Annotated in this window: 15 protein-coding genes; 12 read left to right on the forward strand and 3 right to left on the reverse strand. The window is 70.9% G+C overall.

The window, feature by feature from the left end; translation table 11 throughout:
- Positions 1-4: 4 nt before the first annotated feature.
- Positions 5-1,198 (reverse strand): glycogen synthase, encoded by a 1,194-nt coding sequence (glgA, locus tag MRBLWH7_RS05035; RefSeq protein ID WP_341999752.1) that lies wholly within the window; start codon positions 1,196-1,198, stop codon positions 5-7.
- 77 nt (positions 1,199-1,275) lie between these two features.
- Between glgA and MRBLWH7_RS05040 the strand changes: the two genes are divergently transcribed.
- From MRBLWH7_RS05040 to MRBLWH7_RS05050, 3 genes are all read left to right on the forward strand, one after another.
- On the forward strand, positions 1,276-2,520 hold the full coding sequence (locus tag MRBLWH7_RS05040; protein ID WP_341999754.1) for a glucose-1-phosphate adenylyltransferase: 1,245 nt from the start codon (positions 1,276-1,278) through the stop codon (positions 2,518-2,520).
- 42 nt (positions 2,521-2,562) lie between these two features.
- Entirely contained in the window at positions 2,563-3,204 is a 642-nt protein-coding gene (serB, locus tag MRBLWH7_RS05045) for a phosphoserine phosphatase SerB (protein WP_341999756.1), read from the forward strand.
- A 62-nt stretch (positions 3,205-3,266) separates the two neighbouring features.
- Positions 3,267-3,974, forward strand: coding sequence for an alpha/beta hydrolase (locus tag MRBLWH7_RS05050; protein ID WP_341999757.1), 708 nt, complete (start codon positions 3,267-3,269; stop codon positions 3,972-3,974).
- An 86-nt stretch (positions 3,975-4,060) separates the two neighbouring features.
- Here MRBLWH7_RS05050 and fabG read toward each other — a convergent pair whose 3' ends face one another.
- The gene (fabG, locus tag MRBLWH7_RS05055) at positions 4,061-4,771 is read right to left on the reverse strand and encodes a 3-oxoacyl-ACP reductase FabG (protein WP_341999758.1); all 711 of its coding nucleotides are present in this window, start codon (positions 4,769-4,771) and stop codon (positions 4,061-4,063) included.
- A 126-nt stretch (positions 4,772-4,897) separates the two neighbouring features.
- Here fabG and MRBLWH7_RS05060 point away from each other — a divergent pair, with 126 nt between their 5' ends.
- The 4 genes from MRBLWH7_RS05060 to MRBLWH7_RS05075 all read left to right on the forward strand — a co-directional run bounded on the left by MRBLWH7_RS05060 (position 4,898) and on the right by MRBLWH7_RS05075 (position 7,008).
- Positions 4,898-5,422, forward strand: coding sequence for a DUF4190 domain-containing protein (locus MRBLWH7_RS05060; protein ID WP_341999760.1), 525 nt, complete (start codon positions 4,898-4,900; stop codon positions 5,420-5,422).
- 67 nt (positions 5,423-5,489) lie between these two features.
- A complete protein-coding gene (locus MRBLWH7_RS05065; RefSeq protein ID WP_341999762.1) occupies positions 5,490-5,891 on the forward strand; it encodes a DUF3099 domain-containing protein in 402 nt (133 codons plus the stop codon).
- On the forward strand, positions 5,888-6,118 hold the full coding sequence (locus tag MRBLWH7_RS05070; protein WP_341999765.1) for a hypothetical protein: 231 nt from the start codon (positions 5,888-5,890) through the stop codon (positions 6,116-6,118). Before MRBLWH7_RS05065 ends, MRBLWH7_RS05070 begins: the two co-directional genes overlap by 4 nt.
- On the forward strand, positions 6,115-7,008 hold the full coding sequence (locus tag MRBLWH7_RS05075; protein ID WP_341999767.1) for an SURF1 family protein: 894 nt from the start codon (positions 6,115-6,117) through the stop codon (positions 7,006-7,008). The genes MRBLWH7_RS05070 and MRBLWH7_RS05075 overlap by 4 nt, the downstream gene beginning before the upstream one ends.
- 88 nt (positions 7,009-7,096) lie before the next feature.
- Here MRBLWH7_RS05075 and MRBLWH7_RS05080 read toward each other — a convergent pair whose 3' ends face one another.
- The gene (locus MRBLWH7_RS05080; RefSeq protein WP_341999769.1) at positions 7,097-8,695 is read right to left on the reverse strand and encodes an ABC-F family ATP-binding cassette domain-containing protein; all 1,599 of its coding nucleotides are present in this window, start codon (positions 8,693-8,695) and stop codon (positions 7,097-7,099) included.
- A 165-nt stretch (positions 8,696-8,860) separates the two neighbouring features.
- On the opposite strand from MRBLWH7_RS05080, the gene MRBLWH7_RS05085 reads away from it, so the two are divergent.
- From MRBLWH7_RS05085 to MRBLWH7_RS05105, 5 genes are all read left to right on the forward strand, one after another.
- On the forward strand, positions 8,861-9,472 hold the full coding sequence (locus MRBLWH7_RS05085; RefSeq protein WP_341999771.1) for a DedA family protein: 612 nt from the start codon (positions 8,861-8,863) through the stop codon (positions 9,470-9,472).
- Between the two features lie 12 nt (positions 9,473-9,484).
- A complete protein-coding gene (locus MRBLWH7_RS05090) occupies positions 9,485-10,735 on the forward strand; it encodes a sensor histidine kinase (protein WP_341999774.1) in 1,251 nt (416 codons plus the stop codon).
- A complete protein-coding gene (locus MRBLWH7_RS05095) occupies positions 10,732-11,403 on the forward strand; it encodes a response regulator transcription factor (RefSeq protein ID WP_341999776.1) in 672 nt (223 codons plus the stop codon). Before MRBLWH7_RS05090 ends, MRBLWH7_RS05095 begins: the two co-directional genes overlap by 4 nt.
- A 96-nt stretch (positions 11,404-11,499) precedes the next feature.
- A complete protein-coding gene (locus MRBLWH7_RS05100; protein WP_341999778.1) occupies positions 11,500-12,816 on the forward strand; it encodes an acyltransferase in 1,317 nt (438 codons plus the stop codon).
- Positions 12,817-12,911: 95 nt separating this feature from the next.
- Positions 12,912-13,940 (forward strand): iron-siderophore ABC transporter substrate-binding protein, encoded by a 1,029-nt coding sequence (locus MRBLWH7_RS05105; protein WP_341999779.1) that lies wholly within the window; start codon positions 12,912-12,914, stop codon positions 13,938-13,940.
- Positions 13,941-13,944 lie beyond the last annotated feature (4 nt).

The following is a 13,944-nucleotide window of genomic DNA, read 5'->3' on the forward strand; positions in this document are numbered from 1 at the left end:
CAGCCTATCGGCCGCCGCCGGCCACCTCCGCGTACAGCTCGGCCGTCTGATCGCCGATGCGCTGCCAGCTGAAGTCCTCGGTCGCGCGCCTCCGCCCGGCCGCGCCGTACTCTCTCGCGCGCTCCGGATCGCTCACGACCTCGGTGAGCACGCGCGCGAGATCCGCCACGTACTGCTCGGGATCGGTCGGGGTTCCCGTGCCGTCCTGCACCTGATCGATCGGCACGAGGCGCCCGGTGACGCCGTCCACGACGACCTCGGGGATGCCGCCGGTCGCCGTGCCGACGACGGCGGCGCCGCAGGCCATGGCCTCGAGGTTCACGATGCCGAGCGGCTCGTAGACCGATGGGCAGACGAAGGTCGTCGCCGCGCTGAGGATCGTGCACAGCTCGTGGCGTGACAGCATCCGATCCAGCCACACCACGCCCTCGCGGGTCGCCTGCAGCCCGCGGACGAGCCCTTCGACCTCCGCCATGATCTGCGGTGTGTCGGGCGCGCCGGCGGCGAGGATCACCTGCACATCGGCAGGGAGGCGCTCGGCGGCGCGGAGGAAGTACGGCAGCCCCTTCTGCCGCGTGATGCGTCCGACGAAGACCACCGACGGCTTCGCCGGGTCGATCCCGAGCTCCGCCAGCAGCGCGAGATCCTCGACCGGATGCCACGCCTCGACGTCGATCCCGTTGTAGATCACCCGCACGCGCTCAGGGTCGAGCGACGGGTAGCTGCGGAGGATGTCCTCGCGCATGCCGTTGCTCACCGCGACGATGGCGGCGGCGCTCTCGTACGCCGACTTCTCGATCCAGCTCGAGACCGCGTACCCGCCGCCGAGCTGCTCGGCCTTCCACGGGCGCAGGGGCTCGAGACTGTGTGCCGTCACGATATGCGGGATCCCGTGCAGCAGCGAGGCGAGGTGTCCCGCGAAGTTCGCGTACCAGGTGTGGCTGTGCACGACGTCGGCGCCGGCGACATCCGTCACGATCTCGAGATCCGTGCCGAGCGTCTGCACCGCGGCGTTGGCGGAGGAGAGCTCGGCGGGCACGCTGTAGGAGGTGGTGCCCTCCTCGTCGCGCTGAGCGCCGAACGCCCGCACCCGGACGTCGATGCTCGCGCGGAGCGCCTTGACGAGCTCCGTCACATGGACGCCGGCGCCACCATAGATCTCGGGCGGGTACTCCTTGGTCACGATGTCGACGCGCATGGCACGAAACCTAATACACGCGGACGCCCGCGTGTAACGGGTACCCGGAATCTCCCACCGGCCCTAGGGTGGGTGCCATGCCAGCAGCCCCCAAGGTCTTCGGAATCATCCTCGCCGGCGGCGAAGGGAAGCGGCTGATGCCGTTGACCGCGGATCGCGCCAAGCCCGCCGTCCCGTTCGGCGGGCAGTACCGACTCATCGACTTCGCGATTTCGAACCTGATCAACTCGGGCCTCAGGCAGATCGTGGTGCTGACGCAGTACAAGTCCCACAGCCTCGACCGCCACATCTCGCAGACCTGGCGCATGTCGGCTCTGCTGGACTCCTATGTCGCGTCGGTTCCCGCGCAGCAGCGCCTCGGCAAGCGGTGGTTCTCCGGATCGGCGGACGCGATCCTGCAGAGCCTCAACCTCATCAACGACGAGCAGCCCGACATCGTCGTCGTGATCGGCGCAGACCACGTCTACCGGATGGACTTCCGGCAGATGCTCGCCGCCCACATCGAATCGGGCGCGCGGGCCACGGTCGCCGGCATCCGTCAGCCGATCTCCCTGGCGAACCAGTTCGGCGTGATCGACGTCGACCCCGACGACCCGATGCGCATCCGCGAGTTCCTGGAGAAGCCGCAGAACGCGATCGGTCTGGCCGATGCGCCCGACCAGGTGCTCGCCTCCATGGGCAACTACATCTTCGACACCGACGCGCTCATCGAGGCCGTCGAGTCCGACGGCGAGCTGCCGACGTCCAACCACGACATGGGCGGCGACATCGTCCCCTACTTCGTGGATCGCGGCGAGGCCGGCGTCTACGACATGAACCGCAACGACGTGCCGGGTTCGACCGACCGCGACCGTTACTACTGGCGCGACGTGGGAACCATCGACTCGTTCTTCGACGCGCACCGCGACCTGATCTCGACGCTGCCGGTGTTCAACCTGTACAACATGGACTGGCCGATCCACTCGCAGGCGGTCAACTCCCCGCCCGCGAAGTTCGTGCGCGATTCGGTCGGCCGCATCGGCAACGCGATCGACTCGATCGTGTCGCTCGGCTCGGTGCTCTCCGGCACGCATCTCGAGCGCAGCGTGGTGGGCCCCTGGACGCTGGCCGGCGGCGGATCGACGATCACCGACTCGGTGCTGTTCGACCACGTGCAGGTCGGCGCTGGCGCGCGCGTGCACCGCGCGATCCTCGACAAGAACGTCGTCCTCGAGGACGGCGCCACGGTCGGCGTCGACCGTGACAAGGACCTCGCGCGCGGCTTCACGATCACCGACACCGGCATCACCGTCGTCGGCAAGGGGTTCCGCGTCGAGCGCTGACACACGGCGGGAGCGGCATCCGGGTCCCGCTAGCGTGGGAGCATGCCTGTCGCCCCCGCCCGCTTCCTCGTCGTGCTCGACGCCGACTCCACGCTCATCCGCAACGAGGTCATCGAGCTGATCGCCGACGAGGCGGGACGCGGCGCGGAGGTCGCCGCGGCGACGGAGGCCGCGATGCGCGGCGAGGTCGACTTCGCGACCAGCCTGCGCTCGCGTGTCGAAGCTCTCGAAGGCGTGCCTGTGACGGCGTTCGCGCGCGTGCTCGCGCGCATCGAGCCGACGCCGGGTGTGCGAGAACTCGTCGCGGCCGTGCACGAGCGCGGCGGCGCCGTCGGCGTCGTGTCGGGCGGGTTCCACGAGATCCTCGACACCGTCGCCCCAGAGCTCGGCGTCGACGTGTGGCGCGCCAACCGTCTCGCGACGAGCGACGGCGCCCTGAGCGGCACCGTCGACGGCGGGATCGTGGATGCCGCGGGCAAGGCCGCCGCCCTCCGCGAATGGGCCGACGAGCGCGATGTGCCGCTCAGCCGCACGCTCGCAATCGGCGACGGCGCGAATGACCTCGAGATGATGGCGGTCGCCGGGCTCGGCGTCGCGTTCAACGCGAAGCCCGCGGTGCGCGAGCGCGCCGACGTGGTCGTCGGCCCGATCGACCTCGCCGAGGTCATCCCGCTGCTGCCGTAGACCGTCGGCCTGCCCCTGTCGCAGTCTGTTCCGATGTCGGGCGCCGTCGGTAGCGTCGGAGCATGCACATCATCCTCGTTCCCGGGCTGTGGCTCGACGCGTCGTCGTGGGGCGACATCGACCCCGCTCTCGAAGCCGCCGGGCATCGCACCCACGCTCTCACGATGCCCGGAGTCGGCGTCCCCGCCACCGAGTCCGCCGGCATCGGCATCGCGGACTGGGTGGCGGCGACCGTCGCCCAGATCGACCGCCTCGACGGGCCCGTCGTCCTCGTCGGGCACTCCGGTGGCGGCAACGTCGTCTACGGCGCCGTCGACGCCCGACCCGACAGGGTCGCGCATGTCGTGTTCCTCGACACGTTCCCACCCGGAGACGGCGGTTCGATCTCCGAGTTCCCCGTCCTCGACGGCGTGATCCCCTTCCCCGGCTGGGACTTCTTCGACGAGTCCGATGTCGCCGACCTCGATCCGCAGACCAGAGCCGACGCCGCCGCCCGGGCGAAGTCGGTACCCGAGAAGGTGCCGACCGATCCGATCCGTCTCACGGACGAAAGGCGGCGCACCGTGCCGGCGACGATGATCACCGGAACGGTGCCGGCGGCGCAGGTCCGCGAGATCATCGCGGCGGCGCCGCCGTGGGCGGCAGAGCTCGCCGCGCTCGAGCACCTCGACATCGTCGAGCTCGGTTCACCCGGAGACCCCACCGGCCACTGGCCGCAGTTCTCGCGACCCGGCGCGGTCGCCGAGGCGATCCTCCAGGCGATCGGCTGAACGTCGACGGGCTCAGCGCACGCAACCCCGGTCGCTGAGCCCGTCGCCGGGCACTGCGGCCGTCGAAGCTCGATGAGTGCTGCGGGTCAGTGCCCCATGCCGAGGCCGCCGTCGACGGGGATCACGGCTCCGGAGATGTAGGCGGCGTCGTCCGAGGCGATCCACGTCACGACGCCCGCCACCTCGTCCGGGGACGCGAAGCGCCCGGCGGGGATGTTCTTCTTGTACTCGGCCTGCGTCTCATCCGCGAGTTCTGCGGTCATGTCCGTCTCGATGAAGCCGGGCGCGACGACGTTCGCGGTGATGCCGCGGGCGCCCAGCTCGCGGGTGAGCGATCGGGCGAAGCCGACGAGCGCGCTCTTGGAAGCGGCGTAGTTGATCTGGCCCGCCGAGCCGTACAGCCCGACCACGCTCGAGATCAGCACGACGCGGCCCCAGCGGGCGCGCAGCATGCCCTTCGAGGCGCGCTTGACGACACGGAACGCGCCGCCGAGGTTGGTCGACACGACGCTGTCGAAGTCGTCCTCGGTCATGCGCAGCAGGAGGGTGTCCTTCGTGATGCCGGCGTTCGCGACCACGATCTCGACCGGGCCCAGAGCGTTCTCGACCTCGGTGAACGCGGCGTCTACGGCTGCAGCATCCGTCACGTCCGCCCGCACGGTGAGAGTTCCCTCGGGACCCTCGCCGGAGCGTGCGGTGACGGCGACCCTGTAGCCCTCGGCGACGAAGCGCTCCGCGATGGCGCGGCCGATGCCGCGGTTTCCGCCGGTGACGAGGACGACGCGATCGGTGGACATGGTGACACTCCCGGGGTTGTGGCGGATCCGCACCAGCCTATCGGCGCGGCCCCGATCGGCCCGCCTGTTTGACACCCCGGCGGCGCCGCTGGGACGCTGGTCCCAGACATCGAAGAAAGGCCGCCCGTGAGCGACAACACCCCGCAGAACCCCGCATCGGAACCCGGGGCATACCCGCCGGTTCCGCCCGCTCCGGCGGCGGATCAGCCCGCCCAGCCGGCTCCTGGCGCGTACCCGCCGCCCGCCCAGGGCGCCTATCCCCCGCCGGCCTACGGCGCGCCCGCCGCGCCCGCGTACGGCAGCGCCCCCGCCTACGGCTCAGCCCCGGCGTACGGCGCTGCTCCCGGCTACGGCTACGGCGCACCGGCGAAGACGAACACCCTCGCGATCGTGTCCCTCATCGCATCGATCTCGAGCTTCGTGATCCTCCCGTTCATCGGCTCGATCGTGGGCGTGATCACGGGCCACATGTCGCTCAATCAGCTCAAGACGAGCGGCGAGCAGGGGCGCGGGATGGCGCTCGCCGGCACGATCGTCGGCTGGGTCGGTCTGGGCCTCACGATCCTCGGGATCATCGCGGCGATCCTCTTCTTCGCGTTCTTCGCATCGATCTACCAGGACTACGGCTCATACAGCAGTTACGGCTCCTGAAACGCATCGCCCCGGGACACGTCCCCGGGGCGATGCCGCGGTGCAACCGGCGTACCCTGGAAGTACCGTGAAGAGTTCGAGCCACGCCCCGTCGGCGACATCCCTGCCGCGTTCCCCGCGCGACGACGTCGACGCGCGTTCGACCCGGTACCTGATCACGATGGGCATCCGCGTCGCGTGCTTCATCCTCATGGTGGTCATCACGCCGTACGGCTGGTACACATGGGTCTTCGGCGCGGCGGCGATCTTCCTCCCCTACATCGCGGTCGTCTCCGCGAACGTGGGCCAGGAGGCACGACGCAATCGGCGCGAGGACCCGGAGCCCGCGCTCCCCGCCGCGCCCTCGACCGCAGCCCCGACCGACACGCAGGTGATCCGCGTCGAGGAGACGCGGGCGATCACCGGCGACGAGGCGCGGCCCGATGAGAAGCGGCCGCGCGCCGACGACGAGGCGGACCCCACCGCATGAGCGACGCCGGACCCGACCAGGTCGCCGACGCGGTCTGCTCGCGCGCAGGGTGCCGTGCCACGGCGCGCTGGCGCATCGATTGGCGCAACCCCCGCATCCACTCGGAGGATCGCCGCAAGACCTGGGTCGCGTGCGATGAGCACGTGGGCTACCTGCGCGAGTTCCTGGCGGCACGCGACTTCCCGGTGTCGGTCGAACCGCTCGCCTCGACGGAGGCCGCGCGATGAGCCCTCGCGCCGTCAGCATGCAGAATCTCCCCCGCGCCGGCCGCTGGGCGATCTACATCGCCCTCGCCGTGCTCTTCGCGATCGCGTGCGCCTTCCTGTCGAACTGGCAGTTCACGCGCAATCAGGAGCGCTCGGCGCAGCTCGCGCTCGTCGCCGAGAACTACGACGCCCCGCCGGTGCCGCTGTCCGACCTCGTTCCCGCGGACGGCGAGCTCTCGCCGCAGGACGAATGGCTCCCGGTGGTCCTCACCGGAACGTACCTGGCCGCCGAACAACTCCTCGTGCGCAACCGGCCGCACGGCGGCACCTCGGCCTTCGAGGTGCTCGTGCCCTTCCGCCTCCACGACGGACGCGTGCTGCTCGTCGACCGCGGCTGGGTGGCCCCGGGACAGGACCAGCCCGTCCCGGACGCGATCCCCGCGCCGCCGTCCGGCGAGGCGACGGTGGTCGTACGGCTGCGACCGGGCGAGGCCCTGCCGTCGTCGGGCCGCTCGGCTCCCGAAGGACAGGTCCCGACGATCAACCTGGGGCTCATCGCCGACGCGCTTTCGCCCGCCTCGAGCGAAGCGCTCGAGCAGAGCGCATACGGGGTCATGATGTCGGAGGACCCGGCGCCGGCGACCGCGCCGACCGCCCTCGAGCCGCCGTCGGACGACCCCGGACCCCACCTCTCCTACGCGATCCAGTGGATCCTGTTCGCCGTGATGGGCTTCGTCTTCATCGGCTACGTCATCCGCACCGAACGCCGCCATCGTCGCGAGGACGCGGAGGACGCCGAGTCGGAGGACGGCGGAACGGATGCTGCCACCGCCGCGCCGCCCGCTTCGCGCCGTCGCCGCGACCGCGACGCGGAGGACGAGGACGCGCTTCTCGACGCCGCCGGCCGCTGACCCGCCGTCGGCGCCCCCTTACGCGAGCGAGACGGGTTTCGATATGCCGCCGCTGGCGCGTCGGCTACTCAACCACCGTGCTTCTTGGTCACGCAAGCGTGACCAAGTCCGCGTAGTCGCGGCCCCAGATGTCTTCGACGCCGTCAGGCAGGATGAGCACGCGCTCGGGGTTGAGCGCCTCGACGGCGCCCTCGTCGTGGGAGACGAGCACGACCGCGCCCTCGTAATGCGCGAGCGCGCCGAGGATCTCCTCGCGAGAGGCGGGGTCGAGGTTGTTCGTAGGCTCGTCGAGCAGGAGCATGTTCGCCGACGACACGACGAGCGTCGCGAGCGACAGGCGCGTCTTCTCGCCGCCGGAGAGCACCCCGGCCGGCTTCAGCACATCGTCGCCGGTGAAGAGGAACGAGCCGAGCACCTTGCGGGCATCGGTCGCGGTGATGTCGGGCGCGGCCGACATCATGTTCTCGAGCACCGATCGCGACACGTCGAGGTTCTCGTGCTCCTGCGCGTAGTAGCCGATCTTGAGGCCGTGCCCGGGTTCGAGCTGCCCCGTGTCGGGCTGGTCGACGCCCGCGAGGATGCGCAGCAGTGTGGTCTTGCCGGCGCCGTTGAGCCCCAGGATGACGACCTTCGACCCGCGGTCGATCGCGAGGTCGACGTCGGTGAAGATCTCGAGCGAGCCGTAGGACTTCGACAGCCCCGAGGCCATGAGCGGCGTCTTGCCGCACGGGGCGGGCTTCGGGAAGCGCAGCTTGGCGACGCGCTCCTCCTGGCGCACCTCGTCGAGGCCCGCGAGCATCTTCTCGGCGCGCGCCACCATCTGGTGCGCCGCGGCGGCCTTCGACGCCTTGGCGCCGAACCGGGCTGCCTGCTGCTGCAGCACGGTGGCCTTCTTCTCGACGTTGGCGCGCTCCTTCTTGCGGCGCTCCTCGTCGGCCACCCGCTGGCGCAGGTAGTTCTTCCAGTTCATGTTGTAGACGTCGATGACCTGGCGGTTCGCATCGAGGTAGAAGACCCGGTTCACGGTCTCGCCGACGAGCTCTACGTCGTGCGAGATGACGATGAGCCCGCCCTTGTAGCCCTTGAGGAACTCGCGCAGCCACACGACGCTGTCAGCGTCGAGGTGGTTGGTGGGCTCATCGAGGATCATCGTCTGGGCGTCCGAGAAGAGGATGCGCGCGAGCTCGATGCGGCGGCGCTGACCGCCCGACAGGGTCTTGAGCGGCTGGTCGAGGATGCGATCCGGCAGGGAGAGGTTGTGGGCGATGGATGCCGCCTCGGCCTCGGCCGCGTAGCCGCCGAGCGCCTCGAAGCGCTCCGTGAGGTTGGCGTACTTGCGCATCGCCTTCGCGGCCACGGCCTCGTCACCGTCACCCATCGCAAGAGATGCCTCGTGCATCCCGATCGCGAGCGTGCCGAGTCCGCGGGCGTCGAGGATGCGCGTGCGCGCCAGCATCTCGGGGTCGCCCGAGCGCGGGTCCTGCGGCAGATAGCCGAGCTCGCCGGAGCGCTCGACCTTGCCGTCCGCGGGGATGAGGTCGCCCGCGAGCACCTTGGTCAGCGTCGTCTTGCCGGCGCCGTTGCGGCCGACGAGGCCGATCTTGTCGCCGTCCGAGACGCGGAAGGAGACGTCCGACATGAGCACGCGGGCGCCCACGCGGATCTCGAGGTCGTGCACGGCGAGCACAGCGGAAGTCCGATCCGTCGATGGAGATGGGGAGGTGGCCGAACGGCCAGCCTCCCAGTATACGGGGCGCCCCTCCTCGTGGTTCGACGGAATACCTCCGCAGAGGGACCCACCCGATACCGCAGAGGGATGCTGCAGCCCGCAGTCCGCGCATACCGTTCCGGGGTGGATCTCATCTCCGACCTCGTTCTGCAGGCCGTGGCCTCGCCATGGCTGTATCTCGCGATGTTCGCCGTGGCGCTGATCGACGGGTTCTTTCCGCCGGTGCCGAGCGAGACGGTGCTGGTCGCGGCGGCGGCGGTCGCAGCATCCACCGGCCGTCCAGATCTCATCGCGCTGGGTCTCGCGGCCGCCGCCGGCGCCGCGATCGGCGACAACATCGCGTTCGCGATCGGAAGGCGGACAGGCACCACCCGGCTCGCCTGGAGGCGGCGGCCTCGTGTCGCCCGGGCGCTCACGTGGGCGCGTGCCGCGCTCGATCGGCGTGGCGCCGGCCTCATCCTCGGCGCGCGATTCATCCCCGTGGGCCGGGTGGCCGTCAATCTCTCCGCCGGCGCCGTCGGGTACCCGTGGCGGCGGTTCGCGCTGCTCAGCGTCGCGGCCGGCTTGTGCTGGGCCGGCTACAGCATCGCGATCGGCCTGCTTGCGGGCGCTTGGCTGAAAGACAGCCCGCTGCTCAGCGCGGGCCTGGGGATCGTGCTCGCGGTGGGCATCGGGCTGCTCGTGGACAGGCTGGTCGCCGCGCGCGCACGCCGGGTTCCGGCGATCGTCGACTGACAGGATGACATCGTGCGTGCCACCACCTCCCCCGTGACCGCTGAATCCCGGACGCGTCGACGCCCGACCCCGCACGCGATCGCGTTCGGCGCCCTCGCACTGGCGGCGGTCGCGCTCTTCTCCGTGCTCGTGCCGGTGCAGATCACGCTCTACGGCCAGCCGGCACCGTTGGCGTTCCTCTTCGGAGCGATGCTGTGCGCGGCCCCGCTCGTGGCCGCGCGGTTCCCTCGCTGGTCCATCGTCCTGGCCACCGTGGCGGCGGTCCTGCTGCCGCTGCCGGGTGGCCCGGCCGCGGCGACCTGGCCGTGGCCGTGGTCGGTGCCGGCGATGCTCTCCTTCATCCTGTTCGTCGGCACGCTCGCGATCGTGCACGGCTGGCACATCGCCCTCCTGGCCTGGCTCCTCGGCGTCGGCGGGACCCTGGCGGTCGTGATCGCGCTGGCCGCCACCATGCCCGTGGTCGCGGGGATCGTGAATCTCGTCATCGTCACGTCGGTGTCTGGGGCCTGCCTGCTGGTGGCGGTCCTCGCGGCCAGCCGTCTGCGCGTCGGGGCCGAGCTCACGCGCGAGCGCGAACTCTCCGCCCTCGAGCAGTCGCGTCGCGTCCTCGTCGAGGAGCGCACCCGCATCGCGCGCGAGTTGCACGACGTCGTCGCGCACGGCATGTCGCTCATTCAGGTGCAGGCCTCGACCGCGCGCTACCGCGTATCCGGACTCTCCGACGAGGCGGCGCACGAATTCGAGGAGATCGCGCAGACGGCGCGCGAGGGCCTCACCGAGATGCGACGGCTGCTCGGAGTGCTCCGCACCGACGACCAGCAGGCTGACCTGGCGCCCCAGCAGGGGATCCGTGACCTCCCGGATCTCGTGCAGGCGCTGCGGCGCGCGGGCGCCGAGATCGACGCTGCGCTCGTCGCCGTGCCCGACGCCGTGCCGAGCGCCGTGGACATCGCCGCCTTCCGCATCGCCCAGGAGGCGCTGAGCAACGCGGTGCGGCACGCGCCGCAGGCGCGCATCGAGCTCGCCATGGAGACGGATGCTGCGACCCTGCGCCTCCTCGTCCGCAACGGTCCTCCGGGCGAGGCCGCCCACGCCGACACGTCTGCGCCGCGAGGGCACGGCCTCCTCGGGATGCGCGAGCGCGCCGCACTCGTCGGCGGCACGGTGAGCGCGGGGCCGGACGCCGATGGCGGATGGACGGTGCGCGCCGCGCTGCCCCTCGCCCCACTCCCACCCGACCCGATTCCCGGAGGTCCAGCGTGACCATCAGTGTTCTCATCGCGGACGATCAGGCCATGGTGCGGGCGGGCTTCGCCGCCCTCCTCGCCGCGCAGGACGACATCCGCGTCCTCGGCCAGGCGGCGGACGGCGACGAGGCGGTGAGGCTGTCGGCCCGCCTCGACCCCGACGTCGTGCTGATGGACGTGCGGATGCCGGACCTCGACGGCATCGCCGCGACGCGGCGCATCCTCGGTCCGGGCTACCCCGCCGCCCACGTGCCGCGGATCCTGATGCTCACGACGTTCGACATCGACGACTACGTGTACGACGCCCTCGAAGCCGGGGCGAGCGGCTTCCTCTTGAAGGATGCACTCCCCGAGGACCTCGTCCACGCCGTGCGCGTGGTCGCCGCGGGTGACGCACTGCTCGCACCGAGCGTGACACGACGCATGATCGAGCATTTCGCAGCTCGACGACCCCGCGCCGGACGCGCCGCCGCGGCGCTGCGCAACCTCACCGAGCGCGAGCGCGAGGTGCTCGCGCTGATCGGCCGCGGGCGCTCGAACGCCGAGATCGCGGCGGAGCTGTTCATCTCGGAGCAGACGGTGAAGACGCACGTCGGCAAGGTGCTCGCGAAGCTCGGGGCCCGCGACCGCGTCCAGGCGGTCATCTTCGCCTACGACGCAGGGCTCGTCGAACCCGCCCCCTGATCCCTCCGCGGGGTGACGCCGCAACGACACCACGGAGCGATGCGGACGCGCCGACCGGCTCCATAGCCTTCCCGGGATGCACCCCGAGGAGGCCTCATGACCATCGCCCGCACCGTCGTCCCGGCGCCACCCTCCCGGATCGGCGCGCCGGTCAGAGACCGCGCCGTCGATCTCGTCCGCGTCGGCTGCATCACGGGTGTCGTCGTGCTCCACGCGATGATGGTCGGCGTCGCCGTGACCGAGGGCAGTCCGTCCTTCGTCAACGCGAGCGAGGGCACCGCGTGGATCATCCCGCTCAGCTGGCTCCTGCAGGTCATGCCGCTGTTCTTCGTGATCGGCGGGTTCTCCGGCGCCACCGCCTTCCGCCGAGCACGACTCCGCGGCCAGGGCGGCGCCGACTTCGTGGCGGGCCGGATCCATCGCCTGCTGCGTCCTGCGCTGGCCACGATCGGCACCGCGGGAGCGCTGCTCGGACTGCTCGCCTCCGCGGGAGTCCCTGCCGACCTCGTCGCACTCGCGGGCTTCCGCTTCGCTCAGCCGCTGTGGTTCCTCGGGGTCTTCCTCGTCTGTCAGGCGCTGCTGCCGACACTGCTCCGCCTGCATGAACGCGCGCCCACGCGCACGATCGCGGCCCTCGCGGGAGCCGCGGTCGTGGTCGACGTGATCCGGATCAGCACGGACATCGAGGCGTTCGGGTTCGTGAACCTCGCTTTCGTCTGGCTGGCGCTGCAGCAGCTGGGGTTCTTCCTGGCCGACGGAAGGATCGACGCGCTCTCGCGACGCACTCGCATCCTGTGCGCTGCGGGGGCGATCACGGCACTCGGGACATCGTTCGTCGCGGGAGTCCATTCGGCGGACCTCGTCGCGAACATCAATCCGCCGACGACGGCCCTGCTGCTGGTCGGCGTCGCGCACGCGGCGCTGTTCTCCCTCCTCCGCGGCCCGCTGGAGCGGCTCTCGGCGCGCCGCGCACCGGCACTGGCCGTCGCGGCAGTCACGCCTCGCGCGATGACCGTCTACCTGTGGCATATGCCGGTGCTCCTCTGTCTCGCCGGCTTGACAGCCGCCGGCGCGATGGGCACCGGCGTGCCGCTCCCCGTCATCGACAGCACGTGGTGGTGGATCACTCGCCCGGCGTGGCTGGGAGTAGCGCTGGCGGCGACGGTTCTCGTCGCGTGGCCGCTCGCCCGGATCGAGGCGGCGCCCTCGCCGGCGCGCAGCCGGTCCGCCGGACGCATCGGCCTCGCGACCGCGGCAGGAACGGCGGCCGTGGTCCTGCTCCTGGTGACCGGAACGACCGTGTTCACCGCGGCGGTCGCCGCAGCGCTCCTCGTGGCCGCGCTCCGACTCGCGCGCGCATCGTGGCGAAAGCCCCCGCTGGACGATCGGGGTTTCGCGTTCGCGGGACTGTGACACGGCGGATTCGCGATCTGGGAAGCGGCTAGGTAAGGTTGGCCTTACCCAGCCCTGCTGAGGGCATCCTTACCTAAATCCTTCCGGAGGATTCCGTGCGCCTCAACCGTTCCGCCGCCGCCACCGCGACGCTCGCCGTCGCCGCGATCGCCCTCGCCGGATGCGCGAGCGCGGCCGCCGACAACACCGACACCGCAGCCTCGTCAGGCGCCGGCTTCCCGGTCACGATCGAGCATGCCTTCGGCGAGACGGTCATCGAGTCCAAGCCGGAGCGCGTCGCGACCGTGGCGTGGTCGAACCAGGAGGTGCCGCTCGCGCTGGGCGTCGTCCCGGTCGGCATGGCCGAGGTCGCGTGGGGCGACGACGACGGCGACGGCGTGCTGCCGTGGGTCGAGGACAAGCTCGAGGAACTCGACGCCGAGACGCCCGTGCTCTTCGACGAGACCGACGGCATCGACTTCGAAGCCGTCGCCGATACGCAGCCGGACGTCATCCTCGCCGCGTACTCCGGCCTCACGCAGGAGGAGTACGACACGCTGTCGAAGATCGCCCCGGTCGTCGCGTACCCGGAGGTCGCCTGGGGCACCTCCTACGAGGACATGATCCGCCTCAACTCGCAGGCGCTCGGCCTCGCGGAGGAGGGGGACGCCCTGATCGAGGAGCTGCACCGCGAGGTGGACGCCGCCCTCGCCGATTACCCCGAGCTCGCCGACGCGCGCGTGCTCTTCTCCTACATCGACCCGTCGGACTTCAGCCAGGTCGGCTTCTACACGAGCCTGGACACTCGCCCCGGTTTCCTCGAGGGTCTCGGCTTCCCGGTGCCCGCCGTCGTCGAGGAGGAGTCGGACGGCGTCGAGTTCTACACCTCGGTCAGCGCCGAGGAGGCCGACCGCTTCGCCGACGTCGACGTGTTCGTCACCTACGGCGACGCGACCGGCTCGATCATCCCTCAGCTGCAGGCCGACCCGCTGCTGTCGCAGATCCCTGCGATCGCCGAGGGTCGCATCGCCATCCTGGAGGAGGGAACTCCGCTGGCGGCGTCCGCCAACCCGTCGCCGCTGTCGATCGGCTGGGGCGTGGACCAGTACTTCGCGCTGCTCGACGACGCCCTGACCGCCGACTGACGAA

Origin of the sequence: Microbacterium sp. LWH7-1.2, from assembly GCF_038397755.1 — a bacterium.
GTDB lineage: Bacteria > Actinomycetota > Actinomycetes > Actinomycetales > Microbacteriaceae > Microbacterium.

Bases quoted from the DNA above. Each gene is read 5' to 3' on its own strand.
- MRBLWH7_RS05040 (WP_341999754.1), top strand. From the start codon at position 1,276: ATGCCAGCAGCCCCCAAGGTCTTCGGAATCATCCTCGCCGGCGGCGAA.
- MRBLWH7_RS05075 (WP_341999767.1), top strand. From the start codon at position 6,115: ATGAGCCCTCGCGCCGTCAGCATGCAGAATCTCCCCCGCGCCGGCCGC.
- MRBLWH7_RS05100 (WP_341999778.1), top strand. From the start codon at position 11,500: ATGACCATCGCCCGCACCGTCGTCCCGGCGCCACCCTCCCGGATCGGC.
- fabG (WP_341999758.1), bottom strand. From the start codon at position 4,771: ATGTCCACCGATCGCGTCGTCCTCGTCACCGGCGGAAACCGCGGCATC.
- serB (WP_341999756.1), top strand. From the start codon at position 2,563: ATGCCTGTCGCCCCCGCCCGCTTCCTCGTCGTGCTCGACGCCGACTCC.
- MRBLWH7_RS05070 (WP_341999765.1), top strand. From the start codon at position 5,888: ATGAGCGACGCCGGACCCGACCAGGTCGCCGACGCGGTCTGCTCGCGC.
- MRBLWH7_RS05050 (WP_341999757.1), top strand. From the start codon at position 3,267: ATGCACATCATCCTCGTTCCCGGGCTGTGGCTCGACGCGTCGTCGTGG.
- glgA (WP_341999752.1), bottom strand. From the start codon at position 1,198: ATGCGCGTCGACATCGTGACCAAGGAGTACCCGCCCGAGATCTATGGT.